The following is a 24,802-nucleotide window of genomic DNA, read 5'->3' as shown; positions in this document are numbered from 1 at the left end:
CTGGCCGGGCGACCCCGGCCGGTCACTGGATGCCGAGCGCTGCCAGGACGGCGTCGCGGTTGGCGTTGACCTCGGCGATGTCGTACGGGATGTACCCGTCTCCGAGGCTCTCCGCGTTCGGGATGTCGTCCATCGGCGAGGCCGCGAAGTTGCCGTTGAAGGCCTCCTGGCCCTCAGGCGTCGCGATCCAGGCGACGAACAGGCGCGCCGCGTTGGGGTGCTCGGCCTCGGAGTTGATGATGGTGGTGTTCTCGACGCCGGTGAAGGGCTCGAGCGACGCGTTCTCCACGGGAGCCCCCTCCGCCTTGAGCGGATTCGCGACCGACGGAAGGCTCGGGAACAGTCCCATCGCCTCACCGGCCGCGAGCGCCTGGGCTCCGGGGATCGCGCTGTCGACGAGACGGTAGTCCTGGTCGCTGATGCCCTCGAGGTATTCGGCACCGTACGTGTCATAGAGGAGGCTGTACTGGGCCATCCACGGCAGGATGGCGCGGGGGTCGACCAGCATGAGCTGGTCCTTCCACTCGTCTTCGAGCAGGTCCTCCCAGCTGCCCGGCGCCTCGGCGGTCTCGGTGTTGTAGAGGAATCGGATGGGCGAGACCTGACTCACGATCTGCGGCCCGCGGACGAAGTCGGCGGGGTAGTCGGCGAGCGTCGGGAGGTCGAACTCGTCCAGGTTCTTCGTCCAGCCCTCTTCGAGCGCATGATCGGGGAAGTCGCCCTCGGAAGTGGTCAGCACATCTGCCGACACGGCGCCGGCCTCCATCTCGGACGAGAACCGCAGCGGGCCCTCCGTGCCGCCCAGCCGCAGCATCTGCAGCGTGACTCCAGGGAACTGCGCTTCGAACGCCGCTTTGATCTGGTCCATGTTGTCAGGGACGATCGAGGTGTACCAGGTGAGAGTGCCCTCGGCCTGCGCCTCCTCGTAGAGTGCGCCGAGCGCGTCGTCATCGCCCGCCGGGACCTGGGTGTTCGCAGGCGTCGGGGGCGCCCCGGCGGAACAGGCGGCGAACAGCACGGCGGCTGCGGCGGCTGCGATGCCGCCCAGCACGCCTCGGCGAGCACGCATGGCCACACGGGAGCGGGCGCTGTGTGAATGCATGTGATCCTCCTTGATCAGGGTGGATCTAACGATATGAATGATGCGCAGGAATGTCAACGTTTTTGCTCAACGAATGCGGTACCCGCCGTCAGCGACGAGCGTGTGTCCCGTCACGTACGAGGACGCGTCCGAGATCAGCCACTCGACCGCTTCGGCGACCTCGTCCGGCGAGCCGATCCGGCCGAGGACGCCCCCAACGCGATCGACGTAGGCAGCCTCGCTCTCAACGCTGCCCTCCCGCCTGGCCCGTACCATCGGAGTCGACATCACACCCGGGCAGACGCAGTTGACTCGAATGCCGTACGGGCCGCCCTCCAGCGCCGCAGTCTCGGTCAGGCCGATGACCGCGAACTTCGACGCCACGTAGGCGGCCGATCCGCTGATCGCCCGGAACGACCTGGTCGATCCGATGTTGACGATGCGACCGGCCGTTCCCGCGGACTGCATGGCCCTCATCTCGTACTTGAGGCACAGCGCGACGCCTCGGGCGTTGACCGCCATGATCCGGTCGAAGGCCGCGAGGTCGAGGTCGGCGAGCCGGTCGTCGTCGGGATGGATCCCGGCGTTGTTGACGGCCCATGCGAGTCCGCGACCGCGCCGATCCACGTCCGCGAACAGGGCGGCCACGCTGTCTTCCGAGGTGACATCGACGATCACCGCCTGTGCAGATCCGCCCGTGGACTCGATGAGCCTCACCGTCCCCTCCGCGCCCGCGAGATCGCGATCGGCGACGAAGACGTGACGGCCGGCAGACGCCGCCAGCAGCGCGATCTCACGTCCCAGCCCGGATCCTGCGCCTGTCACAACACCGGTCACACGCTCGCTCATCGACATCCACTCCTTCTGCGCCGCTCGAGCGCCTCTGCGTTACGCGGCATCGCCGCGGGATCGGACCCGCTCAGTCCGCCGGTATCGTCAGCACGACCTTGCCGCGGACCCTCCGCTCGTCGAGGTCGCGCAGCGCCTCAGCCGCCTCCTCGATCGGCCGGACCACCGCCGGGCTGGGGACGACGAGGCCGGCCTCGCACCACCGAACGATGTCCTGCCACTGTCGCTGGGCGAAGCCGGGATTGGCCCTGGAGTACGGTCCCCACGACACGCCACGCACATCGATGTTGCCCAGGAGGAGCCGGTTGAGGCGCACCGACGGGATGGTCCCGCCGACATAGCCGATCGACAGCAGCCGGCCCTGCGGCGCCAGAGCACGCAGTCCCTCCAGCACGAGGTCGTCGGTGCCTACGACGTCGAGCACGATGTCGACCCCGCGTTCGCCGGTGACCTTTCGCACGGCTCCCGCGTCGGGCGCGGTCAGCACGGCATCCGGCTCGAACCGCTCGACGAAAGCTGCCTCCGCCTCTGACGCCACGAGCGCGACGACGCGGCATCCGAGCGCCTTCGCCACCTGCAGAGCGGCGCTGCCGACGCCGCCCGCCGCACCGTTCACCTGCACCCAGTCGCCGGGGCGAGCGTCGCCGCGCGTGAGGAGCGCGAAATGTGCGGTGAGAAAGGTCAGCGGCATCCCCGCCCCCTCCTCGGCCGTGAGCACGTCCGGCAGCGGCAGAAGGCGCTCATCGGGCACCGCGACGACCTGCGCCGCCGCTCCGTGGGTGATCGCGGCGACGACGCGCGAGCCGGCGCTCAGCCCCTGCGACGGCGCATCGTCGATGAGCACGCCCGCGAGATCGACGCCGGTCGCGAAGGGAAGCTCCGGCCGGAACTGGTACTGACCGCGCGACATGAGCAGATCGGGGAACGACAGTCCTGCCGCCTGCACGCGCACCCGGGGAAACCCGGCGGACTCGGCCGGCTCGGGCACGTCGCGTACCTCGATCCCGTCCGGCCCCTCGAGCCGGACGACCTGTGCTGCGCGCATGCGACTCCCTCGTCGTGGTTCACGATGCTGGCACCGACGTTACTATGATAATCAATCGAAAGGTAGCTCGCGTGGCGCGTGAGCGCCAGGATGGGTTGACGAGGAAGGGCGCACCAATGGCCGACATCGAGATCGAGGATCGCGGATCCGCCCGCTGGATTCGCATCAACCGTCCCGAACGCCGCAACGCGTACGACGGCGACATGGCGGCGGCGATGACGGAGGCCTTCCAGACTGCCTCGCGCTTCGACGCGGTCATCCTGACCGGCAGCGGCGGTTCGTTCTGCGCCGGGGGCTACCTCGCCGATCTCGAGTCGGCGGAGGCCGACACGATCCGAGAGCTGTTCACGAGCTCGCTTCGCCTGGTCGACGCGATCCGCGCCTGTCCCCGCCCGGTCATCGCGGCGGTCGACGGCGCCGCCGCGGGCGGCGGCAACGAGCTGGTCATCGCATGCGACTTCGCGATCGCCACGCAGCGGTCGACCTTTGGCCAGACCGGACCCCGGGTCGGGTCGGCTCCGGTGCTGGGCGCCACCAACCTCCTCCCGATCCAGATCGGCGAGAAGCGCGCGAAGGAGATGGCGATGATGTGCCGCCGCTACTCCGCCGAACAGGCGCTCGCCATGGGGCTCATCAACGAAGTCACCTCCGACGACGGCCTCGACGAGGCCGTCGAACGCTGGCTCGCCGAGATCCACGTCTTGAGTCCTCGGTCGCTCGAGATCGTCAAGGTGAGCTCGAACCTGTGGTGGAACGCCGCAGGAGACAACATGCGCACGAGCCTCGGCATGCTCGTCCAGGCCATCGGCAGCGACGACATGATCGAAGGCGCCAGGGCCTTCCTCGAGAAGCGTCCGCCGAACTTCCGGGATTGATCGACGACGGATCAGGATGCCGGAGGCCGCTCCACGACCTCCACGTGGAAGCCGTCCGGATCGATGAAGTACACCGCCCAGCCACCCTCCAGCACGCCAGACGGAAGCGGGACGGCGCGCTGCGAGCGCGCTCGGTGCCCCAGCGACGCCATGTGGGCATAGAGGGCGGGGAGGTCGTCGGTCTCGAAGCATACATGCGCGGACGCGCGGTCCCACGGACGAGCCGACGCGTCGCGCTGAGGGACGCCGCTGACACGGAGCAGCTCGATGACGTCCGGCCCGCCGGGGAAGCCGAGGAACACGACGTCGCCGCGTGCGACAGGCTCAGCCCCCCACACCTCGGGGCCCGCCGCGCTGATCTCGCCACGCGAACGCACCTCGAGGCCGAGCCCGTCGCGATAGAACGCGATGCTCCGCTCCAGGTCGGCCACCGACAGTCCGACGTGCCAGAAGCCGGTCACGACGCTCATGCGATCGTCATCCCGCCGTCGACCACGATGCTCGCTCCGTTCAGGTACCCGGCGGCGTCTGAGACGAGGAACGCCACGACCCGGCCGATATCGTCGGGCTCGCCGATGCGGCGCAGCGGGATGCCCTCGATCCACTCGTCGTACTCCTCGCCGCTCGAGCGTGCCATCACCGACAGCGGCGTGCGCACCGGCCCGGGGCAGACGGCGTTCGTCCGGATGCCGGCGGGCCCGTACTCGCGAGCGAGCGATCGCGCCATCCCGACCACACCCGCCTTCGACGACGAGTAGGCGAGGTGACGGGTGCCGAACGACGCTCCTCCGACAGAGGCTGTCAGCACCACAGCTCCCGATCGTCGCTCGAGCATGTCGCGGAGCCCATGCTTGACGGTGAGATACGCGCCCGTGAGGTTCACGGCGAGCGTTCGACTCCATACCTCCAGCTCGAGCTCGTGGGCTGGGCCGTCCTGCGCCTCGCCCTCTCCGTTGAAGCAGACGCCGGCGTTGGCGTGGACGATGTCGATCGGCCCCAGCTCCTCTCGCACGCGCTGAAGCGCAGCCTGTACCGAGGCTTCTTCCGCGACGTCGCACGGCACGAACAGATCTGCAGGGGCGTCCGTCGCTGCGATGTCGAGAGCCGCCACAACGGCGCCGTCGGCGCGCAGCGCGGCGACGGTCGCCGATCCGATGCCGCTCGCAGCACCGGTCACCACCGCCACGCGTCCTGCGAGAGCGGTCGTCATGGCGCCGTCTGGTTCATCGCCTCTGGGAGCCAGAGGAACAGATCGGGGAACAGGATGAGCAGCAGCGCGAAGAGGATCGTAACGGGGTAGAACCACGCCGCGCCCTGGTTCACCTCGCTGAGGGTCATGGGCACCTTGGCCTCGCGCGCGATGCGGTGGACGACGAACACCAGCACACCGACGGGGGGCGTGAGTACCGCGAGCTCACCGAGGAGCACGACGAAGACGCCGAAGATGAGCGGGTTGACGCCGACCGACATCGCGACGGGCAGGAGGATCGGGACGGTCACGAGCATCATCGGCACGGGATCCATGAACGTTCCGAGCAGCAGGTAGAGGACCAGCACGAAGATCATGAACACGACGGGCCCGGCGCCCACATCCTCCAGCCAGGTCGTGAAGGCACGCGGAATGCCGGTCACGGTCATGAACCGGCCGAACATGTCACCGCCGATGATGATCAGGAAGATCCCACCCGTCGCGATCACAGTGTCGCGCACCGCCGGCAGCACGGCACGGCCGAGTACCTTGAGCCCCTTGGTGAGTCCCACCATGACCAATGCGGCCAGTGCACCGAACGCTCCCGCTTCGGTGGGGGTGAACACGCCCGCGTAGAGCCCGCCCAGCACGACGGCGATCAGCACGATCACAGGCCACAGCCCCACGATCGCACCGAGCCGCCGGCCGATCGGGAGCTTCTCGCCGTCGCGGCGCGGTGCGAGCGACGGACGCACGAGCACCATCACGACCATCATGAACGCGAAGGCGACGTGGATGAGGACACCGGGGACCACGCCCGCCATGAGCTGCTGCCCGACCGGCACCTGTGCGATGCCGGCATAGATGACGAGGAGGATGCTCGGCGGGATGAGCTGGCCGCCCGTGCCCGCCATGAGCACGGCGCCGGCGGCGAAGCGACGGTCGTAGCCGGCCTTCACCATCTCGGGGATCCCGGTGCGGCCGAGCGCGTAGACGATGCCGAGGGTCGAGCCGCTCGCGGCGCCCATGGCGGCGCCTGCGAAGTTGGTGCTGACCGCCAGCCCGGCGGGCGTGCGCCCGACGAGCGCCCGCACGGCTCCGAAGACGGTGCTGCCGAGGCCGCTGCGCTCCATGATCATGCCCATGAAGATGAACATGGGAATGACGCTCAGGGTCCAGCTCGCCGAACTCGTCCAGGCAGACCCCCGCAGCATCGAGGACGCCGCGTTGCCGCCGGCCAGGATGAATATCCCGAGGACGCCGACGATGCCGAGCGTGAGCCCGACGGGGATCCGCAGGAACATGAGCCACAGCAGCAGCACGAACGCGAGGGCGCCGACGACGATGCCCGACTCCACCGTGAACATGAGGACGAGCAGCATGCCGACCACGATCGGTGTGGCGTAGACATACCAGACCGCAGCTCGCCGCAGCTTCTGCGGCGAGACATCCGCGCTGAGTTCCTCGCGCTGGTCGACGGCCGACATCAGCGCACCGCCGTGACCGAAGCCGCGTGCTCGCGTGCGGCCACTTGCCAGACGCTCACGATCGACAGGACGCAGGCGAAGGAGAACCCGAGGAAGCCCAGCGGAGCCATGAACCGGAACGGCCAGATGGGCCTGTGGCCGATCGGCGCGTATTCGCCGACGTCCATCTGATGAAGCGCCTCCTGGAACGTCGCGACGACGAGGACGAGCCCGATGACGCAGACCACCGTGAAGATCGCGGTGTCGACGATGCGGCGCATCCGCGGCGGGAGCGCGTCGACGAGGAAGTCGACCTGGATCCGTCCGCGGGAATGCTGTGCGAGGGCGATGCCGACGAACGCGATCGACACCATCCACCACGACGAGACCATGTCGTTCCCACCCGGGATGCCGGACCCCGCGGTGTACCGGAGCACCACGTCGACGATGACGGTGAAGAAGAGTCCGGCGACGCTCAGCACGCCGATCGCGGTCAGGATGACCCAGAACACGCGGGACACGGAGCCCAGCACTCCTGACACGTCCTGATCGCCTTGCAGCTCCTCATCGAGGAGGTCGACGGCCCCGGGATCGCCGTTCGCTTCGTTCATTGCACGGTCCTTCGCGGCAGCCGGCCACGCGTGGCCGCCGGCGGCCCTGGTCAGTTGTTCTCGTAGGCGGCGGCGATGATCGCGTCGAGCCACGGCTCGAGATCGATCTGCTCCGACGGCGGAACGTCAGGGTCTTCGAGGGCTGCGAGGAAGTCGTTGACGCCGTCGCCCTCGACGTCGAAGCCCAGCTCTTCGATCGTGCCGAGCCACTTGTCGTGGAGCGCGACATACTCCTCCACGATCGCCTCAGGGTCGGCCACGCCCTCGGGCGCGGTCTCGGCGAGGCTCTCGATGACCGCGTCATGATGCTCGTCGATGCGCTCCTGGATTTCGGAGTCCGGCTCGAGGTACTCGATGCCGTGCTGTTCACGGCCCTCGGTCATGAACCGCCAGTACCCGTCGAGCTGGCGCCCCACGAAGACGCGGAGCCAGTCCTTCACGGCGTCGTACATCGCGACCTGCTGCGACTCGTCGAGCGACTTCCACGCCGCGTTCGAGATCGTGAGCCCGTCCTGATTCCAGCCGTTGAGCTTGAGCGGGACGTAGTAGCCGCCGAGCTCCCACAGTCCGGAGTTGATGTAGTGCGTGGGGTATGTCATGACGCAGTCCACGATGCCGCGCTGGAAGCCCTCGTAGATCTCCTCGGGAAGCAGTGTGACCGGCTCGCCTCCGAGGTTCTCGATCTCGTCGACCCATGCCTGTCCGGCGACGCGCACCTTGAGACCGGCGAAGTCGTCGAGCGAGGCCACAGGCTTGGAGCAGAAGAGGTCGTACTGCTGAACGAGGGCGAACGCGCCGATGTACTGGATGCCGAGGTTGCGCAGTTCCGAGTCCAGCTGCGCGGATCCGGTCTCGGAGTTCATCACGAACTCGAGATGGGCGCCGATCTTCTGAAGGAGGCCGGCAGGGAACGCCTGCGTGTTGAGACTCGACGCCGACGACAGCCAGTTCATGGTGGGGAAGTCGGCGGGGCTGGCGGGCGGCTGAATCCGCCCCATATCGAGAAGCCCATCGTTCATCGCACCGGCGATCTCGTTGGTGGGGACGACGGCGTTGGACCAGAAGTACTCGAACGAGACACTGCCGTGTGTGGCTTCCGTGACGGCATCGCCGAAAGCCTGAGTGGAGTCGGCGAAGGCTTCGCCCGGCGCGAAGATCTCCTGCACCTTGAGTGTGTGCGCTTCGCTCTCACCACCGGAGCCGGAGTCGGCGGAGTCGGCGCTGCCGCACCCGGCGAGGATCAGCATCGCGGCCACGACGCCCATCGCGCCGATACGGACCTTCGTGTTCTTGCGCATGTGACAGCCTTGTCTCAACGGGTGAGCGACGCCGCTCACCGGACCTATCGATGCATACCATTACACTGAATATGCCGGTCAGTGTCAATGGCGGGATGAGGAACCGCCGGCATCCGGGTCGCGTCGGTGTCCCCGCCATGCCATCGCACCCCCGTCGACGTCGTACGCGGCACCGGTGATGAAGCTCGCCGCAGGGGAGGCGAGGAAGCACGCCAGCTCAGCGATCTCGTCCGGTCGCGCCAGACGTGGGATGAGGTTCGTCTCGGTGATGGCCGAGACGCGAGAGTCCACGGCGCCCGCGCTGCGAGCGCTCGCGCTCATGTCCGTATCGACCGTCCCGGGGCAATAGCAGTTGACCCGCACGTCAGGTGCGAGCGTCAGCGCCATCGAGCGCGTGAGCTGGATGAGCGCAGCCTTCGACACCCCGTAGACCGCGTGGCTGAAGGCGGCGCGCCCCGCGATCGAGGCGGCGTTCACGATGGCCGGAGTTCTGCGCGAGACCCTAAGGTGCGGCGCGGCGAATCGGCTGAGCAGCCATGCACCCTTGACGTTCACGTCCATGACGAGGTCCCAGAGTGCTTCCGGTACGGTGTCGAAGTCGACATCGTTGGTGAATGCGCGCTCGAGCACTCCCGCATTGTTGACCAGCACGTCGATCCCCCCGAATCGAGCGACGGTCTCGTCGACCGCGACACGGACCGACTCGCGGTCCCGTAGATCGCACATGACACCGAGAGCGTCCGCCCCACGGTCGCGGATCTCGTCGCAGACCTCTGCGCTCTCGACGCGATCGACGACGACCACCGCCCGTGCTCCGCGCTCAGCCATCATGAGCGCGATAGAGCGGCCCATCCCCTGCGCTGCACCCGATACGACGCAGATGCGATCCTCGAGCTGCCGAGCGGGTCCGGCCGACGAGGCGATCACGCGAGCGTCTCGACCGGTTCGAAGTCCTTGACCGCGGGTACGAGGCGCTCCCCGAGCAGGCGGATGTAGTCCACGGAGCCCTGGGTCGACATCGCGGGCCAGTTCGCCCGCGTGATGATCGGATCGACCGGTACCCGGGCGGCGATGTCGCGCAGCTGCCGGGCACAGTCCTCGGGATCGCCGAGCACCCAGTGCTGCGCCATCACACCCGGGATCGAGCTTCGGAGCCCCTCCGGGTCGACGTACTCGTTGTGTCCTGTCGCAGCCATGTTCAGGTACCACTCGGAGGCGACCGTGACCGCCTTCTTCAGGGCATCGTCCCGGTCGCGGCCGATCATGATCTCGCGCCTCAGCGGTACGCGCCCCGAGCGCGAGCGACCTGCCGCCTCCCGGTAATCGAAGTATCTGCCGAGCAGTTCAGGGAGTTCGGCGGGCCTCTCCTGGGGTGTGATGGGCCAGGCGTCGGCCAGCTCGGCCGCGCGCTTGATCCCCGCGTCGCTGCCGGCGCCGACCCAGATCGGCGGATGCGGCTGCTGGAGCGGGCGGATGTGCACCGCGATGTCGTCCAGCGTGTAGTAGCGCCCGCGGTACGTGACGCGGTCCTGGGTCCACATGAGCTTGAGGATCTCGATGATCTCCGACAGCCGCCTGCCGCGCTCGGAGAACGGGATGCCGAAGGTCTCGTATTCCTTCGGGATGTAGCCGAGCCCCAGGCCGACCGAGATGCGCCCGCCCGTCACGACATCGAGGGTCGCGAGCTCCTCCGCGAGAAGCACCGGGTTGTAGAGCGGGCCGATCAGGATCTGCGTGCACAGGCGCACATGCGGGTCGAGCTCGCCGGCGAGCCGGGCGAGCACGGGCACCGGCTGGAACCAGCGAGAACCCTCGAAGTGGAAGTGCTGGCCGATGAGGATGTGCGTCATGCCCGCCTCCTGGGCGGCATGAGCCTGCCGGAGGATCGAGTCGAAGTGCTCCCGCTCCGAGACCGCGGTCGGGATGTTGCCGAGGATGATGCCCAGTTCCATCAGCGGACCGCCCCCGCGAAACCGCGCGCCCAACCGCTCTCAGCTGTCGTGATGCCCGCGACGTGGTTGACCTTTCGCGAGAACCGCCATCCCTCCGCCGTCTTGACCAGGACGTCGTCATACTCGCCGAAAGCGATCTTCGAGTCCCCCTGCCGACCCAGGAACGCGATGAAGTAGGATCGATGACGCGCGACGCCGGGCTCCAGGATGTCGATGACCTGATTCATCGTGTGGTGCCGCGCGAACTCGGTCGAGCCGTCGAAGAACGCCCGGTAGTACGCGCCGATGGCGGCGCGACCGACGTGATCGCCCGCCGCGTTCACCATGACGGCGTCATCGGTGAAGAGGCCGACGAGCTCGTCCAGCCGCGTGAGAGCATCGTTGAGAGAGCAGTACGTGGCGATGAGCTCACGCACCTCGTCCTTCGCCTCGAGCGCTGCGATGCGTTCTTGCCATTGGGTGTCAGACATGGTTTCGGTGACCTCTTCGTCGTGCGATTCTCTACGAATCATAACCATAAATCCTGAGCCCCTCGCCGACCTTGCGACGCGACCGCGTCAGCGAGGAAGGATGTCAGCTCGGCGACGAAGGTGTCGTTGTCATCGCTCGCGATCATGTGACCGGCGTCCACACGCACCATCCTCGCGTGAGGGACGAGGGTGCCCATGCGGACGAACGCGGCTTCGTCGACGACGTCCGACCGCGTTCCGCGCACGAGCATCGTCGGCACGCCGATCGACCGCGCGGCAGCCTCCGCCCGTTCGGGGACGGCACCCCTGGTCGGGTCCTCCGGCGACGGAAGGCTTGCCGGGTCCCAGTGCCACCGCCATCTCCCGTCCGGCCCTTCGGTCAGGTTGCGCCGCAGGCGCTCGGCCGACGGGGCTTCGGCGCGGTACGCCGCGACCGCTGCCGCCGCATCCTCGAGCGTCGCGAAGCCGTCGGGGTTCGCCCGCATGAACCGGTGCACACGACGGACGCCGGCGATGTCCACGGTCGCCGCGACGTCGAGCAGCACCAGAGCCCGCGCGAGGCCACCCCGCTCACCCTCCCCGATGAGACCGGTCATCCCTCCCAGTGACGCGCCGACGATCACGGGCTTCTCGCCGAGCGCGTCGACGACGTCGGCGAGATCGTCGACGAAGTCGTCGATCCGGTAGGAGCCGCCTCGTGCGCTCTCGCCGTGACCACGCGCGTCGAGCGCGACCACCGTCCATCCACGATCGGAGACGCGCGGGCCGGTCTCGCGCCAGGAGTGACGGCGCTGTCCGCTTCCGTGCAGGAGCAGGACGATGCCGGAGGGGTCGCCCGCCGGGTCGTGGCGCTCCCCGACGAGCCGCCCGATCCTGGTCTCGAACACGACCGTCTCTGCCCGCCTCGCCGAGGCATCCGACTCGTGCGGCATCACGCGTGCCGCCCTGACGCGGCGGCATCCGTCAGGAGCCGTGCCACGGCAAGTGCCTGGCGCGTCGCGAAGACGAGGCGCCTGGGGGCGTAGGCGTCGCCGACGATGTAGACCTCGCCGCGTCCGCCGACGCTGAGACTCTCATGCAGGCCGGACTCCGACTCTCCTCCGCAGGCGAGCACGGTGGCGTGGAACCCGCTCACGACGTCAGGTCGCCCGGAGTACACGTTGCGCACGTGCACCGACCCCTCCGAGATCTCGACCACCTCCTCCATGATGCGGATGCGCACGCCCAGGTCGTCCATCCGCCCGAGGACGGACCCGATGCTGTAGCGGCCGAGGAGCTGTCCCGGCACGTGCGTCGCGTAGAACATGGTGATCCGCGCACCGGCGACTGCCAGTTTCTCGGCGATCGCGAACGGCGCGAGGTGATCGTCCTGGACTACGAGGGCGATCTCCTCGCCCTCGACACGGCCGCTCATCGCGTCACGCGCGGTGAAGACCTTCGGCCCGCCCGCGCCGGGGATGGGAGGTACACGGTCCCGCGCGCCCGTGGCTACGACGACGGTGGTGTCGGGCGAATCGAGCTCGCTCGAGTCCGGGCAGATCTCGGTCTCCAGTTCGATCCGGACTCCGAGACGGGCGAGACGCCGCGCCTGCCATCCCAGATAGTCCGCATAGCGTCCGAAGGAGGGTGCGGACGACGCCGCCAGGAGCTGTCCGCCGATCTCCGGGGCGCGTTCGTAGAGCGTCACGGTCGCGCCTGCTTCCGCCGCGAGCGCCGCGGTCTCGAGGCCCGCCGGACCACCGCCCACCACGAGGAGACGGCGGTGGATCCGAGTCCGGCCCCACTCGCCGTCGAGCTCCCTCGTGGCGTGAGGGTTCACCGCGCAGCCGAAGGGAAGCCCGTCGACGTAACGACGGTTGATGCAGTCGTTCACCCCGACGCAGGGCCGCACCTCTGCCGAAGCTCCGCGCTTCGCCTTGGCGAGGACGTCCGGATCGGCGATATGCGCCCGAGCCATCCCGACCATGTCGGCGTCTCCTGCCGCCACGATCTCGGCCGCCCGTTCCGCTGAGTCGACGAGACCCGTGTAGATCACCGGGAGCGGAAGCTCGGCCTTGTACCGCGCAGCCAGCGGGGACCACTGACCGGGCCGGAAGAAGTGCGGCTGGATGTAGCTCGGGTTACCCCATGTCGAGCCGAACACGATGTGGAAGTAGTCGACGAGACCCGTCGCCGCGAGGCGCTGCGCGATCTCGATCCCCTCCTCGAGCGAATAGAAGCGCGGATCCGCCGCGTTCATCCTCACGCCGAGCGCCCTGCCCCGACCGATCTGCTCCCTCGCCGCAGTCAGCGCGCTCACTGCGAAGCGGGTTCGGTTCTCCAGCGAGCCGCCGTACTCGTCCGTTCGGACGTTGATGCTCGGAGACAGGAACTGCTGACTCAGGTCCTCGTGATTCATGTGCAGCTCGACGATGTCGATCCCGGCCTCAGCGGCGCGCGCGGCCGAGAACCGGTACTCCTCGAGCAGCAGGCGGATCTCCTTCGCACTGATCGCATGCGGCGCAAGCGCGTTCACGGGCTGGGCGAATCGCGCCGAGGGCGCGTGCGGGTACCCGCCGTTCATCGTGAGCTGCGTCGCCGCGAGCGCGCCCGCTGCGTGCATCGCGCTCACGAATCGCGACATCCGCTCCACGTAGTCGTCGTAGCGGAATGGACCCGTCACGACGGCGCTGATTCCGGAGGGCTCGAATCCGGGCGCGAGGACGTTGCTGACGCGGCCGGGCATCGTCGTCCACGCCACGCCGGCCTCTGCACGCCGCTGCAGGTAGGCCACCGCCTGTGCGGCCTCCGCTTCCGAGCCCCACAGGTTTCCGACGGCGGACGAGTGCGGCGGCACGATGACCCGGCTGCGAGCGATGAGCGCACCGATCCGGAGTGGTTCGAATAGGACGTGGGTGACCTGCTCCGCCTTGGCGTCCTCGCTCATGAGGTGCCGTTGGCGTTCTTCCATTGCAGCGGTTTGCGCGTGACCCAGCTCATCAGACGATCGATGAGAAACCCAGCGATCAGCAGTGCGAGCAGCGCGGCGAACGTTCCCGCACTGTTGAACATCCCGGCGTTGCGCGAGACGAGGTATCCCAGCCCACTGTCGCCGGCGAGCATCTCGGCGACGACGACGCCGACCACGGCCTGCGGCACCGCCAGCTTGAGCGCCGCCACCACCCAGATGAGCGCGGACGGCAGGCGCACTCGGAACATGACGTCCATGCGCGAACCGCCCATCACCCGCACCCCGTTGACAAGGGACTGGCTGACGTCCTTGATGCCGAAGAAGGTGTTGAAGAACACCAGGAAGAACACGATGACGGCGGCGGTCAGGATCCCGAGCATTGCGCCGATTCCCACCCACATGATGAACAGAGGAATCAGGGCGTGCTTGGGCATGGTGTAGAGCGCAGTGATGAACGGCTCGAAGATCTCGGCCAGCACCGTGGACTGGCCGAGGATGATGCCCACGATGATCCCGAGCACGCCGCCGACGAGCAGGCCGAGGAAGGCGTTCTGGAAGGTCACCAGGGCGTTGAACGCGAGCGTCCCGTCGGTCAGCCAGGTCCAGAACAGGGGAAGCACCTGCGATGGGCTGCTGATGAGCAGATCGGGAATGAAGCGGCCGGAGACGAACTGCCACACCGCGAGGAACACGAGGACGACCGCGCACTGGATCAGGATGATCCGCGCTTTGTGCCTGCGGGCCTTGCGCCGTGTCGCGATCGCGCGGGTGACGGTCGAGGGCACCCCGGGCCGCGCGCTGTCGACGATGCTCGCGCTCATCAGCTCATCCCTTCCGTCGTCGCTGCAGCCGAGCGGCTCGATCGCGCCTCGAGCAGTCCGTCGTTCAGCTCCCGCTCGACGCGCGCATACTCGTCGGTGAAACGAAGCCTGTCCAGATCCCTCTCGCGGCCGAACGGCAGCGTGTACTCCTTGACGATTCCTCCCGGGGGACCGCCTCCGACGATCAGCACGCGGTCGGACAGCTTCGCCGCTTCGGAGATGTCGTGCGTCACGAAGAGCACGGTCTGGCCGAGCCGGTTCACCGTCGCACGCAGCTCCGAGTGCATCTGATGCCGCATCTGCGCGTCGAGGGCCGCGAACGGCTCGTCCATGAGAAGCAGCTGCGGATCGTAGATCATGCTGCGCGCGAGAAGGGCCCTCCGACGCATGCCACCGCTGAGCTGACCCGGCAGCAGGTTCGACGCGTGCGAGAGATCCAGCATGTCGAGGTAGCGTGCGACGCGCTCGGCCGTCTCGGCTTTCGTCACGCCGCGCATCCGCAACGGCAGCCCGACGTTGGTGCTCACCGTCTGCCAGGGCAGCAGGGTGTCGTCCTGCGTCATGTAGCCGACGCTGGTGTTCACACTGACGATCTCCTTGCCGGCGAAGCGCACCTGCCCGGATCGCGGCTGGAGGAGGCCGGCGGCGAGGTTCAGGATCGTGGTCTTGCCGCACCCGCTCGGGCCGAGGAGAGTGAGGAACTCGCCCTTCTCTATCGCGAGGTCGACGCCCGCGAGGACGTCGTCTCGATCACCGAAGCCGATCGCGACATCCCTGACCTCGAAGATCGGGCCGCCCCACGCGTGCGTCGAGGCGCCGTCGCCGAGCGCCCCGCGAACCGCGGCGCCTCCGGAGCGTGAGAGACCCATCACCGGCCTCGCGCGAACTCGGCGACCAGGTCGTCGTACTCGATCGCGGCGTAGTCGTTCTCGGAGCTCTCGTCGAACAGCGCCGTGAAGGTGTCCCAGTTCATCTCCGTGAAGTTGCTTCCGACGGTGTACGCGTCCTGGGCCTGCTGCCATGCCTCCGCGAACACTTCCCCATCCATCTCCGCGAACACGCTCTCCTTGAGGATCTCGCCGACGCCCTCCGGGTCGTCGACGGTCATCTCCTGCGCATCGTTCAGCGAGGAGTGGACCGCGGCGGCGATCTCGGGGTTCTCGGCGATGAAGTCCTTCGACGCGTACGCCACGATCCCGACGTAGTCCTCGAGGTCTTCCATGTCGCCACGCGGCAGCGACACCCACGTCACGGCGTCGCCCGACGCGACGGCGACGTCGCCCGTTCCGATCGCCGCGAAGCTCGCGTCGTACACGCCCTGGATGAGTCCGGCGGGCACGGCGCCCAGATCGTTGAGCGGCACGAGCTGCACGTCGGTGGCGGGATCGAGTCCCACGCTTTCCAGCATGGTGCTGAGCACGATGTTCCCGGTCGACCCGGGGGGGCTCACGGCGATCTTCATGCCCTTCAGCGCGAGGAGCCGATCCTCGATGTCGTCGTCGGGATCCACCCCGGTCCGCTCTGCAGCTGCGTTGCTGACCGTCACGCTGAACAGGAGCGGCGCCATGCCCGCGATGATCTGCAGCGGGGCCCCTTGCGCGATCGCATCGACGATGGTGTTCGTGCCGCCCACCGCGACGTCCACATCGCCCGCCAGCAGTGCCGCCACCTGGTTCGTGCTGCCTGCGCCCGCGATCGTCGTCCTCTCGAGGTCGATCCCGTACTTCTCGCCGAGACCGGCGTCGATCGCCAGATTCATCGTCGCGTTGTTGAAGCTCGACGTGATTCCGACGCGGACGGGCGTCACCTCCGCCGCCCCGGACGCGGACGACTGTGGCGACGCTGCTGTACCGGCACATGCGGTCAGCAGCATCGCGGCCGCGATGGTCGCGCCGAGCCCGCAGAGGGACCGTCGGCCGTTCGACGTCGTGCGCATGAGTGCCTCCATCTTCGTCGATGTAATGGTTGTGATCATACGCATGAATTATGCGCCGATCAATCCACCGACGAGATCCGGCCCGGTACCTAGCGACGCCGTCAGTGCTCGGGCGGGCGGAGCTTGCGGAAGTCCCACGACACGATGTCGACCGGCGTCAGTGCAAGCCACGCGTGACGCCCGTCGGGCTCGAACACCCGACCCGGCCGGTACTTCGCCGCGAACATCTCCTCCACAGCATCCAGCTCCGCGTTCCGCACACGGCCGCGCGGGACCTCTCCGACGACGCGGACGCGACCGCGCAGCTCCACGCCGCGCAACTCCTCGTATCGATCGCCGGCGTCGACGACCGCCGCGACGTCGGGGCGTCGCGTGATGTGCGCCCAGCGGCTGCTGCGCGTCAGCGAGTTGAGCCAGAGCTCCCCCGCCTGCCACACGAACCACAGCGGTGTCACGTGGGGTCGCCCGGCGGAATCCACCGTCGCCACCCGCGTCGTTCGCGCAGACGCCAGGAACTCGTCGAGCTCAGCGTCGGTCATCGCGATCGAACGTCCGCGGCGCTGGCTGCTCATGCCTCCCACCGGCGCAGCAGCGCCGCGAGCGCCTGGCCCCCGCCGATGCACATCGTGACCACCGCGTACTCGAGGTCGCGGCGGTGAAGATCAAGCGCCGCGCGCACTGTGAGGATCGCGCCGGTCGCGCCGACGGGGTGGCCGAGTGCGATCGCCCCGCCGTACGGGTTGACCTTCGCCGCGTCCAGGCCCGCGTCGCGGATGACCGCGACCGCCTGCGCGGCGAACGCCTCGTTGAGCTCCACCACGTCGACATCCGCCGCCGTCAACCCCGTCTGCTCGAACAGACGCGACAGCGCGTAGACCGGCGCGTAGCCCATGAGCTCCGGCTCGTTGCCCGCGGTGGCGACGGCCTCGATCGTGGCGAGTCCGGCCAGACCCCGCTCGCGCACGTCGGCCTCCCGCATCAGCACGGTCGCGCCGGCGCCGTCGTTGATGCCCGACGCGTTGCCGGCGGTGACGGAGCCGTCCGCCTGGAAGGCGGGGCGCAGCGCGGCGAGAACCTCGAGGGTCGTCCCGGGCTTCGGGTGCTCATCGGCCGACACGTCAATCGGCTTGCGTCCGCTCGTGGTGACGGTGACGATCTCTTCCGCGAACGCCGCACGGGCGGCATCCGTCGCGGCGCGGCGCTGGCTCTCGACGGCGAACTCGTCCTGCTCGCCGCGTGAGACTCCGTACTTCGCCGCCACGTTCTCAGCAGTGACGCCCATGTGCGTACCTGAGAACGGATCCGTGAGCATTGCCACGGTGCCATCGACCATCGTGCGATTGCCGAGCCTGTCGTTGAACCGCGCGTCGAAGTCGTAGAACGGCATCCGCGTCATGTTCTCGTCTCCGCCGGCGACCACGACATCGGCACCGCCCCAGAGCAGCTCCTGCGCACCCGACCAGATCGCCTGCAGCCCCGAGCCGCAGAGCCGGTTGACGGTGAAGGCGGGCGTGCGAACCGGCATGCCCGCCGCGAGGGCGACGCGACGCGCGTTGTACGCGTCACCGGCCACCTGGCCGATGCACCCCATCACGACCTCGTCGACCGCATCGGGTTCAAGACCGGCGCGGCGCAGCGCTTCACCGACGGCGGCAGCGCCGAGCTCGTGAGCGGCCGTGTCTCGGAACACTCCGCCGAAGCTGCCGACGGGCGTGCGTGCCCCCGCGACGATGACGACCTTCTCCCGCGTGGCCATGGATCATCTCCTCGATTCAGCCCCGCTGGTCGGGGGTGGCGTACGTGCTGCGCTGCTCGATGATGGCGAGCGTGCACCGCGAGATGCACACGAGCTTGCCCGCCTCGTCGACGATGCGGATCTCCCACACGTGGGAGCGTCGACCGATGTTCGCCGGCGTCGCGGTCGCCGTGGCCCACCCCGTCGACACCGGACGGATGTGGTTGGCGTTGATCTCCTGTCCGACGGCGTGGAACCGCTCACGGTCGATCGCGAGAAAGCCCGCCCACGACGCGAGCGTCTCGGCCAGCGCGACCGAGGCGCCGCCGTGCAGGACTCCTGCGGGCTGCACGGTGCGCCGGTCCACCGGCATCCGTCCCACGAGCGCGTCGTCGCGGATCTCGACGATCTCGATGCCGAGGGTCTCGATCAGGGTTCCGCCGGCCATCGCCGCGAAGTCGACCTCGGAGATGTCGCCGTGCCAGAGGCTCACCCCGCGGACTCCTCGGCGCGCTCGGCGGCGGCCAGGGTCGCGGCATCCGGAACGTAGCCGTCGATGTGGCGCTCGGCCGGCCCGTCGTACTCCGAGAGCGGACGGATCAGGGCGTTCGAGGCGAGCTGCTCCATGATGTGCGCCGTCCACCCGGTGACCCGCGCCGCCACGAACAGCGGCGTGAAGGTGAGGGTGTCGAAGCCGATGAGGTTGTACGCCGGACCCGAGGGGTAGTCGAGGTTCGGGTAGATCCCCTTGCGCGAGACGAACTCCGACTCGAGCGCGTCGTACAGGGCCGCGACGTCGGGGCGGTCGAAGTGGTGCACCAGCTCGTCGAGCGCTGCCTTCATGGTCGGCACGCGCGAGTCGCCGCGCTTGTACACGCGGTGGCCGAAGCCCATGATCTTGCGCTTCTCGGCGAGCGCCTGGTCGAGCCACGGCCCGACGTTCTCGGCCGATCCGATCTCGTCGAAGATGTGCAGCACGGCCTCGTTCGCGCCCCCGTGCAGGGGCCCCTTGAGCGCGCCGATCGCACCGACGACGGACGAGTACAGGTCGCTCAGGGTCGACGCGATGACGCGGCCGGTGAACGTGGAGGCGTTGAACGAGTGCTCGGCGTAGAGGATCATCGAGCGGTTGAAGGCGTCGACGACGACCTCGCCGGATTCCTCGCCGAAGGTCATCCAGAGGAGGTTCGCCGCGTAGTCGAGGTCGTCGCGCGGCGCGACCGGCTGCAGCCCGCGGCGGCGGCGCTGACCGTACGCCACGATCGCGGGGAGGACCGCGAACAGACGGATGCTGCGAGACAGGTTCTCGTCGGCGCTGCCGCTGGCGTCGAGCACCGAGCCGGTACCTGCGAGATCGCGCGCGCCGATGAGGCTCACGGCGGTGCGGACCTCGTCCATCGGGTGGGCGTCGAGCGGCACGAGGTCGATCGCCGCGCGGATGTCGGCAGGGAGCGCGCGGTACGACCGCTCGGTCGCCCGCAGCTGTGCGAGCTGCACCTCGGTGGGCAGCTCGCCGTTCCACAGCAGGTACGCGACGGCCTCGAACGGCTGCGTCGCCGCGAGCTCCTGCACCGGGTAGCCGCGGTACAGCAGCGAGTTCGTGTCGGGGTTGACCTTCGAGATCGCCGTGTAGTCGACGACGACGCCGGCCAGTCCCTTCTTGATATCGGGCTCGGTCATGTCAGTCCTTCGGGATCGTGAAGTTGAAGACGTTCGTGTCGAAGTGGTTGTACTGCTCGTAGTCGATCAGGTCGTAGAGGTCGGCGCGGTGCTGCATCTCGCCGAGCTTCGACGTGAGGTGCCCCTCGTCGATGAGCGTATCCAGAGCGCGGGATGCCGCGCCCATCGCGATCCGCAGAAGCGAGACCGGCCAGATCACCAGGTTGACGCCGACGTCTCTCAGTTGGTCGACCGAGAACAGGTCGGACTTGCCGAACTCGGTCATGTTCGCCAGGATCGGCACGTCCACCGCAGCCCGGACCGCAGCGAACTCGTCGAGGGTGCGCATCGCCTCGGGGAAGATGGCGTCGGCCCCCGCGTCGACGAGCGCCTTCGCGCGGTCGATCGCGGCATCCATGCCCTCGACCGCCCGGATGTCGGTGCGCGCCATGATGAGGAAGTTCGGATCGCGGCGCGCGTCGGCGGCCGCACGGATGCGCTTGATCGCGGTGTCCTGGTCGACGACGGCCTTGCCGTCGAGGTGGCCGCAGCGCTTGGGGTTGATCTGGTCCTCGATGTGGGCGCCCGCGAGCCCGGCGTCTTCGAGGGTCTGGATGGTGCGTGCGACGTTCATCGGCTCGCCGAACCCGGTGTCGGCGTCGATGATGGCGGGCAGGTCGGTCATGCGCGCGATCTGCTGGCCTCGGGCGGCGACCTCGGTCAGCGTCGTCAGTCCGATGTCGGGCAGGCCGAGGTCGGCCGAGAGCACCGCCCCCGAGATGTAGACGCCGTCGAAACCCTTGCGCTCGATGAGCCGGGCGCTCAGCGGATTGAACGCCCCAGGAAGCCGCAGCAGCTCACCGCTCGCCAGCCGCTCGCGGAACGCCCGCCGCTTCTCGTGCGCGGGGACGGTGGAGTACAGCATCAGAGGACTCCCTCTCTCGGCGAGTGCGCACAATTCAGGCCGTACGCGGAGCGAGCCGCCGCGACGGGCCCCGCCGACGGCATCCAGCCTGAGATATGCGCCCTGGCGCGATCGGCACCGCGCATCAGAAGAGGCCCTTCGGCGCCGGCGCGGCTGCGAGCACGCCGAAGCCGGCGACGATCGTGAGCTGCTGCACCTCTTCGGGCGTGAGCTCGGGCAGGCGCTGCGCGAGGTCGAGGAAGCGCTCGATCTCGTCCGTCGCGAGCACGCCCTCGGCGAGCGTGCGGAACTTGCGGACGTAGTCCTCGCGCGCGAACGGCCGCGCGCCGAGCGGGTGGGCGTCGGCGACGGCGATCTCTTCCTCGATGACCGAGCCGTCGGCCAGGCGGATCTCGACGCGGCCGCCGAACGCCTTCTCGTTCGGGTCGTCCGAGTGGTAGCGGCGCGTCCACTCCGCGTCCTCGGCGGTGGTGATCTTGCGCCACAGCTCCACCGTGTCGGCGCGGCCGGCGCGCTCGGGCGCGTACGAGTCGACGTGGTGCCAGCCGCCGTCCTGAAGTGCGACCGCGAAGATGTACGGGATCGAGTGGTCGAGCGTCTCGCGCGACGCGTTCGGGTCGTACTTCTGCGGGTCGTTCGCGCCCGATCCGATCACGTAGTGCGTGTGGTGCGACGTGTGCAGCACGATCGATTCGACGTTCGCGGGATCCGCGACCTCGGGCCGCTCGCCGTGCAGCCTGCGGGCGAGGTCGATCCAGGCCTGCGCCTGGTACTCGGCCGAATGCTCCTTGGTGTACGAGTCGAGGATGCCGCGCTTGGGCTCGCCGGCGGCGGGCAGCGGCACGTCGTACGACGCGTCGGGCCCGTCGAGCATCCAGGCGACGACGCCGTCCTCACCCTCGTAGATCGGGCTCGGCGAGGTCTCGCCGCGCATCGCGCGGTCCACCGCCTCGACGGCCATCTTGCCGGCGAAGGCCGGGGCGTGCGCCTTCCACGTCGAGATCTCGCCCTTGCGCGACTGGCGCGTGGCGGTCGTGGTGTGCAGCGCCTGGCCCACGGCCTGGTAGATCGTCTCGACCGGGAGGTTCAGGAGCGTCCCGATTCCCGCCGCGGCGGACGGGCCGAGGTGGGCGACGTGGTCGATCTTGTGCTTGTGCAGGCAGATGGCGCGCACCAGGTCGATCTGGATCTCGTATCCCGTCGCGAGCCCTCGCACGAGCGCCGCCCCGTCCGCGCCGACGTGCTGCGCCACCGCGAGGATCGGCGGGATGTTGTCGCCCGGGTGCGAGTAGTCCGCCGCGAGGAAGGTGTCGTGGTAGTCGAGCTCGCGCACCGCGACGCCGTTCGCCCACGCCGCCCACTCGGGCGAGGTGCGGCGGTCGAGGGCGCAGCCGAACACCGTGGCACCCGAGCCGCCGACCGACACGGCGTGGTCGAGGGCCTGCTGGCGCGCGGCGCTCACGGGGGCGCGGGTGACGGATGCCGCGGCCACCGCCGCGTTGTCGATGACGCGGTTGATGATCATGTCGACGACGTCTGGCTCGACCTCGACCGGGTCGGCGGCGACCTCGGCGATGTGCCAGGCGAGCTGGCCCTCGCGCGCGAGGTTCTCATCGCTGCGGTGGACTCGAAGTGGGTGGATGACGGTCATATCGGGCCTTTCAGGTCGCTGAGCGTGTCGAAGCGCCGAGGGATCGGAGGATGTTCGTGAGCGCGTTGTGCAGGTGCACGTGCGTCGCGTGGGCGGCGAGGTCGGCGTCGCGGGCGGCGATGGCCGAGGCGATGAGCCGATGTTCGGCGACGGATGCCGCGAGTCGGTCGGGATTGTCGCGTGCGAGTCGTCGCACGCGCACGAGATGGGTGCGGACGGTGCGCAGCGCCGCTGTGAGGTAGTCGTTCGCGACGGCGGCATCGAGCGTCGCGTCGAACCGCGCGATGAGGCCGTAGTAGTCGTCCCGCCCGTCGCCCCGTTCGTCGAGGTCGACCTCGGCGAACGCGCACGCGAGCTCGGCGAACGCCGCGGCGTCGCCCCGCTCGGCGGCGAGGCGGGCCGCGGTCTCCTCGAGGGCCCGGCGCAGCTCGAAGATCTCGCGGATGTCGTCGGCGTCGATGGCGGTCACCACCGTCACCCGCGGAGACTGCTGCGCGACGAGTCCGTCTGCCGCGAGGCGGCCGAGTGCCTCTCGCAGCGGTGTGCGGCTGACGCCCAGCCGGGCCGCCTGCTCGACCTCGCCGAGCACGGCGCCGGGACGCAGGATGCCCGACTGGATCTCGTCGAGGAGGGTCGCGTAGGCGCGGTCACTGGCCCGCATCCACTCACCTCCGCGTGTAACGATCGACCCAGTGTATACATAAAGCGCAGGAAAGTGCCACTTGATCGCCGCAACGCCGCTCTTGGGTATACATCAGGCGGTCGCGGTTTGATCCTCCCCACCGCGATCACGTTGGCCTGCGCCATCATTCGGCGCCCTGCTGTTCAGGTCCCGGTCGGGCGGTTCGTACCGCAGCACGCACTCGGTGAGACAGAGTCTTCAGAAAATTGTGAATCCGGTGTACGCTCGCCGTCATGACCACTGTCATCCGCACCAGCGGCCTCACGAAGCACTACGGCCGCGTCCACGCCCTCGACGGACTCGATCTCGCCGTCGACGAAGGCAAAGTCCACGGCTTCCTCGGCCCCAATGGCGCCGGCAAGTCGACCACCATCCGCGTGCTCCTGGGGCTCGCACGCAAGACCGGGGGCGAGGCATCCGTCTTCGGCGGCGATCCGTGGCGCGACGCCGTCGCCCTGCATCGCCGCATCGCCTACGTTCCCGGAGATGTCAGCGTCTGGCCGAACCTGTCGGGCGGCGAGGCGATCGACCTCATGGCCCGGCTGCGAGGAGCGTCCAGACACGACGCCGCCTACCGCGGCGAGAAGCAGCGACTCATCGAGGCGTTCCAGTTCGACCCGCGCAAGAAGGGCCGCGCGTACTCGAAGGGCAACCGCCAGAAGGTGGCTCTCATCGCCGCCTTCGCGGTGCCGGCCGACCTGTACATCCTCGACGAGCCGACGAGCGGGCTCGACCCGCTCATGGACGTGATGTTCCGGCGCGAGGTCGCCCGCGTGCGCGCTGCCGGCGCCACCGTGCTGCTGTCGAGCCACATCCTGTCGGAGGTCGAACAGCTCTGCGACCGCGTGTCGATCATCCGCGCCGGGAGGATCGTCGAGTCGGGCACGCTCGCCGAGCTGCGCCACCTCACGCGCACCGAGATCTCGTTCGAGGGGGCGGATGCCTCGGCCGCCGCCGGCATCGCCGGGGCCCACGACGCGGTGACCGAGGACGGGCGCGTGCGGTTCACCGTCGACAGCGACGCGGTGGCATCCATCCTGCCGGAGCTCGGCCGCAGGAACGTCGCCGGCCTGCGCGTCGCGCCGCCCTCGCTCGAGGAGTTGTTCCTCCGCCACTACGGAGACGAACTGGCCGTCGACCGCGCCTCGGTGGAGGTCGCCGGCGACGAGCTCGAAGGCGTCCGATGAACGGGTTCGGAGCACTGCTGCGGCTGCGGACGCGGCGGGACGCGGTGCAGCTCACTGTCTGGACGCTCTCGATGCTCCTGCTCACCTACGGGTCGAGCGTGGGGGTCACCGAGAACTTCGGGACGCTCGAGGAGCGGACCTCGCTGCTCTCGCTGGCGATCGCCAATCCCGTGATCCTGCTCTTCCGAGGCCTGCCGTCGGGGACCGACCAGGGCGCATTCATCGTGTTCCTCGTGCTGCCGTTCCTCGCGATGCTCGCCGCGCTCATGGCCTCCTTCCTCGCCGTGCGCCACACCAGGGCCGAAGAGGAGACGGGCAGGGCGGAGCTGGCCGCGGCCACGCCCGCCGGCCGGTGGGTGCCGTTCGCCGCGACGCTGGTGCACGGCGCCCTCGCGTGCGCCGCGGTCGGCGTCGCAGCCG

At 68.9% G+C, this 24,802-nt stretch carries 25 protein-coding genes and 1 pseudogene; 3 read left to right on the top strand and 23 right to left on the bottom strand.

What is annotated here, in order from left to right; genetic code table 11:
• Window positions 1-22: 22 nt before the first annotated feature.
• From EIO58_RS01510 to EIO58_RS01500, 3 genes are all read right to left on the bottom strand, one after another.
• Window positions 23-1,102, bottom strand: a complete 1,080-nt coding sequence (locus EIO58_RS01510) for an ABC transporter substrate-binding protein (protein WP_127817928.1) — start codon at window positions 1,100-1,102, stop codon at window positions 23-25.
• 66 nt (window positions 1,103-1,168) lie between these two features.
• Complete coding sequence (locus EIO58_RS01505) at window positions 1,169-1,930, bottom strand: SDR family NAD(P)-dependent oxidoreductase (RefSeq protein ID WP_240658517.1); 762 nt, start codon at window positions 1,928-1,930, stop codon at window positions 1,169-1,171.
• Window positions 1,931-2,000: 70 nt separating this feature from the next.
• Complete coding sequence (locus EIO58_RS01500) at window positions 2,001-2,975, bottom strand: NADPH:quinone oxidoreductase family protein (protein WP_127817926.1); 975 nt, start codon at window positions 2,973-2,975, stop codon at window positions 2,001-2,003.
• Window positions 2,976-3,091: 116 nt separating this feature from the next.
• Between EIO58_RS01500 and EIO58_RS01495 the strand changes: the two genes are divergently transcribed.
• Complete coding sequence (locus EIO58_RS01495; RefSeq protein ID WP_127817925.1) at window positions 3,092-3,850, top strand: enoyl-CoA hydratase/isomerase family protein; 759 nt, start codon at window positions 3,092-3,094, stop codon at window positions 3,848-3,850.
• Window positions 3,851-3,861: 11 nt separating this feature from the next.
• Here EIO58_RS01495 and EIO58_RS01490 read toward each other — a convergent pair whose 3' ends face one another.
• The 20 genes from EIO58_RS01490 to EIO58_RS01395 all read right to left on the bottom strand — a co-directional run bounded on the left by EIO58_RS01490 (window position 3,862) and on the right by EIO58_RS01395 (window position 23,174).
• A complete protein-coding gene (locus tag EIO58_RS01490) occupies window positions 3,862-4,320 on the bottom strand; it encodes a VOC family protein (RefSeq protein WP_127817924.1) in 459 nt (152 codons plus the stop codon).
• Window positions 4,317-5,060, bottom strand: a complete 744-nt coding sequence (locus tag EIO58_RS01485) for an SDR family NAD(P)-dependent oxidoreductase (protein ID WP_127817923.1) — start codon at window positions 5,058-5,060, stop codon at window positions 4,317-4,319. Before EIO58_RS01485 ends, EIO58_RS01490 begins: the two co-directional genes overlap by 4 nt.
• Window positions 5,057-6,526 (bottom strand): TRAP transporter large permease, encoded by a 1,470-nt coding sequence (locus EIO58_RS01480; protein WP_127817922.1) that lies wholly within the window; start codon window positions 6,524-6,526, stop codon window positions 5,057-5,059. The genes EIO58_RS01485 and EIO58_RS01480 overlap by 4 nt, the downstream gene beginning before the upstream one ends.
• Window positions 6,526-7,116, bottom strand: a complete 591-nt coding sequence (locus EIO58_RS01475; RefSeq protein ID WP_127817921.1) for a TRAP transporter small permease — start codon at window positions 7,114-7,116, stop codon at window positions 6,526-6,528. The genes EIO58_RS01480 and EIO58_RS01475 overlap by 1 nt, the downstream gene beginning before the upstream one ends.
• Window positions 7,117-7,166: 50 nt before the next feature.
• Window positions 7,167-8,414, bottom strand: coding sequence for a TRAP transporter substrate-binding protein DctP (gene dctP, locus EIO58_RS01470; RefSeq protein ID WP_127817920.1), 1,248 nt, complete (start codon window positions 8,412-8,414; stop codon window positions 7,167-7,169).
• A gap of 84 nt (window positions 8,415-8,498) precedes the next feature.
• Complete coding sequence (locus EIO58_RS01465) at window positions 8,499-9,341, bottom strand: SDR family NAD(P)-dependent oxidoreductase (RefSeq protein WP_205789081.1); 843 nt, start codon at window positions 9,339-9,341, stop codon at window positions 8,499-8,501.
• Entirely contained in the window at window positions 9,338-10,366 is a 1,029-nt protein-coding gene (locus tag EIO58_RS01460) for an LLM class flavin-dependent oxidoreductase (protein WP_127817919.1), read from the bottom strand. The genes EIO58_RS01465 and EIO58_RS01460 overlap by 4 nt, the downstream gene beginning before the upstream one ends.
• Complete coding sequence (locus EIO58_RS01455) at window positions 10,366-10,836, bottom strand: nuclear transport factor 2 family protein (protein WP_164861467.1); 471 nt, start codon at window positions 10,834-10,836, stop codon at window positions 10,366-10,368. Before EIO58_RS01455 ends, EIO58_RS01460 begins: the two co-directional genes overlap by 1 nt.
• Window positions 10,837-10,874: 38 nt before the next feature.
• Window positions 10,875-11,768, bottom strand: coding sequence for an alpha/beta fold hydrolase (locus tag EIO58_RS01450; protein WP_127817944.1), 894 nt, complete (start codon window positions 11,766-11,768; stop codon window positions 10,875-10,877).
• Window positions 11,768-13,786, bottom strand: a complete 2,019-nt coding sequence (locus tag EIO58_RS01445) for an oxidoreductase (RefSeq protein WP_240658516.1) — start codon at window positions 13,784-13,786, stop codon at window positions 11,768-11,770. The genes EIO58_RS01450 and EIO58_RS01445 overlap by 1 nt, the downstream gene beginning before the upstream one ends.
• Window positions 13,759-14,607 carry an ABC transporter permease gene (locus EIO58_RS01440; RefSeq protein ID WP_127817917.1) on the bottom strand — a complete coding sequence of 283 codons (849 nt, stop codon included), beginning with the start codon at window positions 14,605-14,607 and terminating at the stop codon, window positions 13,759-13,761. Before EIO58_RS01440 ends, EIO58_RS01445 begins: the two co-directional genes overlap by 28 nt.
• Window positions 14,607-15,476, bottom strand: a complete 870-nt coding sequence (locus EIO58_RS01435; RefSeq protein WP_127817916.1) for an ABC transporter ATP-binding protein — start codon at window positions 15,474-15,476, stop codon at window positions 14,607-14,609. The genes EIO58_RS01440 and EIO58_RS01435 overlap by 1 nt, the downstream gene beginning before the upstream one ends.
• Window positions 15,476-16,543 (bottom strand): ABC transporter substrate-binding protein, encoded by a 1,068-nt coding sequence (locus EIO58_RS01430; RefSeq protein ID WP_205789077.1) that lies wholly within the window; start codon window positions 16,541-16,543, stop codon window positions 15,476-15,478. Before EIO58_RS01430 ends, EIO58_RS01435 begins: the two co-directional genes overlap by 1 nt.
• 101 nt (window positions 16,544-16,644) lie before the next feature.
• The gene (locus EIO58_RS01425) at window positions 16,645-17,082 is read right to left on the bottom strand and encodes a pyridoxamine 5'-phosphate oxidase family protein (protein WP_205789076.1); all 438 of its coding nucleotides are present in this window, start codon (window positions 17,080-17,082) and stop codon (window positions 16,645-16,647) included.
• A 29-nt stretch (window positions 17,083-17,111) separates the two neighbouring features.
• Entirely contained in the window at window positions 17,112-18,299 is a 1,188-nt protein-coding gene (locus EIO58_RS01420) for a thiolase family protein (RefSeq protein ID WP_127817913.1), read from the bottom strand.
• Between the two features lie 16 nt (window positions 18,300-18,315).
• Window positions 18,316-18,771 carry a hotdog fold thioesterase gene (locus EIO58_RS01415; RefSeq protein ID WP_127817912.1) on the bottom strand — a complete coding sequence of 152 codons (456 nt, stop codon included), beginning with the start codon at window positions 18,769-18,771 and terminating at the stop codon, window positions 18,316-18,318.
• Window positions 18,768-19,958, bottom strand: a complete 1,191-nt coding sequence (locus tag EIO58_RS01410; protein ID WP_127817911.1) for a bifunctional 2-methylcitrate synthase/citrate synthase — start codon at window positions 19,956-19,958, stop codon at window positions 18,768-18,770. The genes EIO58_RS01415 and EIO58_RS01410 overlap by 4 nt, the downstream gene beginning before the upstream one ends.
• Before the next feature lies 1 nt (window position 19,959).
• Window positions 19,960-20,862: a methylisocitrate lyase gene (gene prpB / locus EIO58_RS01405; protein WP_127817910.1), complete on the bottom strand. Its 903-nt coding sequence runs from the start codon at window positions 20,860-20,862 to the stop codon at window positions 19,960-19,962.
• Between the two features lie 124 nt (window positions 20,863-20,986).
• A complete protein-coding gene (locus EIO58_RS01400) occupies window positions 20,987-22,513 on the bottom strand; it encodes an MmgE/PrpD family protein (RefSeq protein WP_127817909.1) in 1,527 nt (508 codons plus the stop codon).
• A gap of 10 nt (window positions 22,514-22,523) precedes the next feature.
• Window positions 22,524-23,174 carry a GntR family transcriptional regulator gene (locus EIO58_RS01395; protein ID WP_127817908.1) on the bottom strand — a complete coding sequence of 217 codons (651 nt, stop codon included), beginning with the start codon at window positions 23,172-23,174 and terminating at the stop codon, window positions 22,524-22,526.
• A 254-nt stretch (window positions 23,175-23,428) separates the two neighbouring features.
• On the opposite strand from EIO58_RS01395, the gene EIO58_RS01390 reads away from it, so the two are divergent.
• Both EIO58_RS01390 and EIO58_RS01385 read left to right on the top strand, forming a co-directional pair.
• Window positions 23,429-24,382 carry an ABC transporter ATP-binding protein gene (locus EIO58_RS01390; RefSeq protein ID WP_127817907.1) on the top strand — a complete coding sequence of 318 codons (954 nt, stop codon included), beginning with the start codon at window positions 23,429-23,431 and terminating at the stop codon, window positions 24,380-24,382.
• Window positions 24,379-24,802 (top strand): annotated as a pseudogene (locus EIO58_RS01385) (polyketide antibiotic transporter); the annotation flags it as partial. The gene EIO58_RS01390 and the pseudogene EIO58_RS01385, both read left to right, overlap by 4 nt.

The organism is Microbacterium sp. CPCC 204701 (assembly GCF_004010105.1).
Lineage (GTDB): Bacteria > Actinomycetota > Actinomycetes > Actinomycetales > Microbacteriaceae > Microbacterium.
Note: the sequence above shows the minus strand (reverse complement) of the source record. Positions and strands in the feature narration are given on the sequence as shown.

Excerpts from the sequence above, each read along its gene's own strand:
- EIO58_RS01495 (WP_127817925.1), top strand. The coding sequence starts at position 3,092 with ATGGCCGACATCGAGATCGAGGATCGCGGATCCGCCCGCTGGATTCGC.
- EIO58_RS01435 (WP_127817916.1), bottom strand. The coding sequence starts at position 15,476 with ATGGGTCTCTCACGCTCCGGAGGCGCCGCGGTTCGCGGGGCGCTCGGC.
- dctP (WP_127817920.1), bottom strand. The coding sequence starts at position 8,414 with ATGCGCAAGAACACGAAGGTCCGTATCGGCGCGATGGGCGTCGTGGCC.
- EIO58_RS01510 (WP_127817928.1), bottom strand. The coding sequence starts at position 1,102 with ATGCATTCACACAGCGCCCGCTCCCGTGTGGCCATGCGTGCTCGCCGA.
- EIO58_RS01485 (WP_127817923.1), bottom strand. The coding sequence starts at position 5,060 with ATGACGACCGCTCTCGCAGGACGCGTGGCGGTGGTGACCGGTGCTGCG.
- EIO58_RS01420 (WP_127817913.1), bottom strand. The coding sequence starts at position 18,299 with ATGGCCACGCGGGAGAAGGTCGTCATCGTCGCGGGGGCACGCACGCCC.
- EIO58_RS01490 (WP_127817924.1), bottom strand. The coding sequence starts at position 4,320 with ATGAGCGTCGTGACCGGCTTCTGGCACGTCGGACTGTCGGTGGCCGAC.
- EIO58_RS01475 (WP_127817921.1), bottom strand. The coding sequence starts at position 7,116 with ATGAACGAAGCGAACGGCGATCCCGGGGCCGTCGACCTCCTCGATGAG.
- EIO58_RS01430 (WP_205789077.1), bottom strand. The coding sequence starts at position 16,543 with ATGCGCACGACGTCGAACGGCCGACGGTCCCTCTGCGGGCTCGGCGCG.
- EIO58_RS01390 (WP_127817907.1), top strand. The coding sequence starts at position 23,429 with ATGACCACTGTCATCCGCACCAGCGGCCTCACGAAGCACTACGGCCGC.
- EIO58_RS01445 (WP_240658516.1), bottom strand. The coding sequence starts at position 13,786 with ATGGAAGAACGCCAACGGCACCTCATGAGCGAGGACGCCAAGGCGGAG.
- EIO58_RS01460 (WP_127817919.1), bottom strand. The coding sequence starts at position 10,366 with ATGGAACTGGGCATCATCCTCGGCAACATCCCGACCGCGGTCTCGGAG.
- EIO58_RS01455 (WP_164861467.1), bottom strand. The coding sequence starts at position 10,836 with ATGTCTGACACCCAATGGCAAGAACGCATCGCAGCGCTCGAGGCGAAG.
- EIO58_RS01450 (WP_127817944.1), bottom strand. The coding sequence starts at position 11,768 with ATGCCGCACGAGTCGGATGCCTCGGCGAGGCGGGCAGAGACGGTCGTG.
- EIO58_RS01480 (WP_127817922.1), bottom strand. The coding sequence starts at position 6,526 with ATGTCGGCCGTCGACCAGCGCGAGGAACTCAGCGCGGATGTCTCGCCG.
- EIO58_RS01425 (WP_205789076.1), bottom strand. The coding sequence starts at position 17,082 with ATGACCGACGCTGAGCTCGACGAGTTCCTGGCGTCTGCGCGAACGACG.
- EIO58_RS01500 (WP_127817926.1), bottom strand. The coding sequence starts at position 2,975 with ATGCGCGCAGCACAGGTCGTCCGGCTCGAGGGGCCGGACGGGATCGAG.
- EIO58_RS01395 (WP_127817908.1), bottom strand. The coding sequence starts at position 23,174 with ATGCGGGCCAGTGACCGCGCCTACGCGACCCTCCTCGACGAGATCCAG.
- EIO58_RS01505 (WP_240658517.1), bottom strand. The coding sequence starts at position 1,930 with ATGAGCGAGCGTGTGACCGGTGTTGTGACAGGCGCAGGATCCGGGCTG.
- prpB (WP_127817910.1), bottom strand. The coding sequence starts at position 20,862 with ATGCTGTACTCCACCGTCCCCGCGCACGAGAAGCGGCGGGCGTTCCGC.
- EIO58_RS01410 (WP_127817911.1), bottom strand. The coding sequence starts at position 19,958 with ATGACCGAGCCCGATATCAAGAAGGGACTGGCCGGCGTCGTCGTCGAC.
- EIO58_RS01440 (WP_127817917.1), bottom strand. The coding sequence starts at position 14,607 with ATGAGCGCGAGCATCGTCGACAGCGCGCGGCCCGGGGTGCCCTCGACC.
- EIO58_RS01400 (WP_127817909.1), bottom strand. The coding sequence starts at position 22,513 with ATGACCGTCATCCACCCACTTCGAGTCCACCGCAGCGATGAGAACCTC.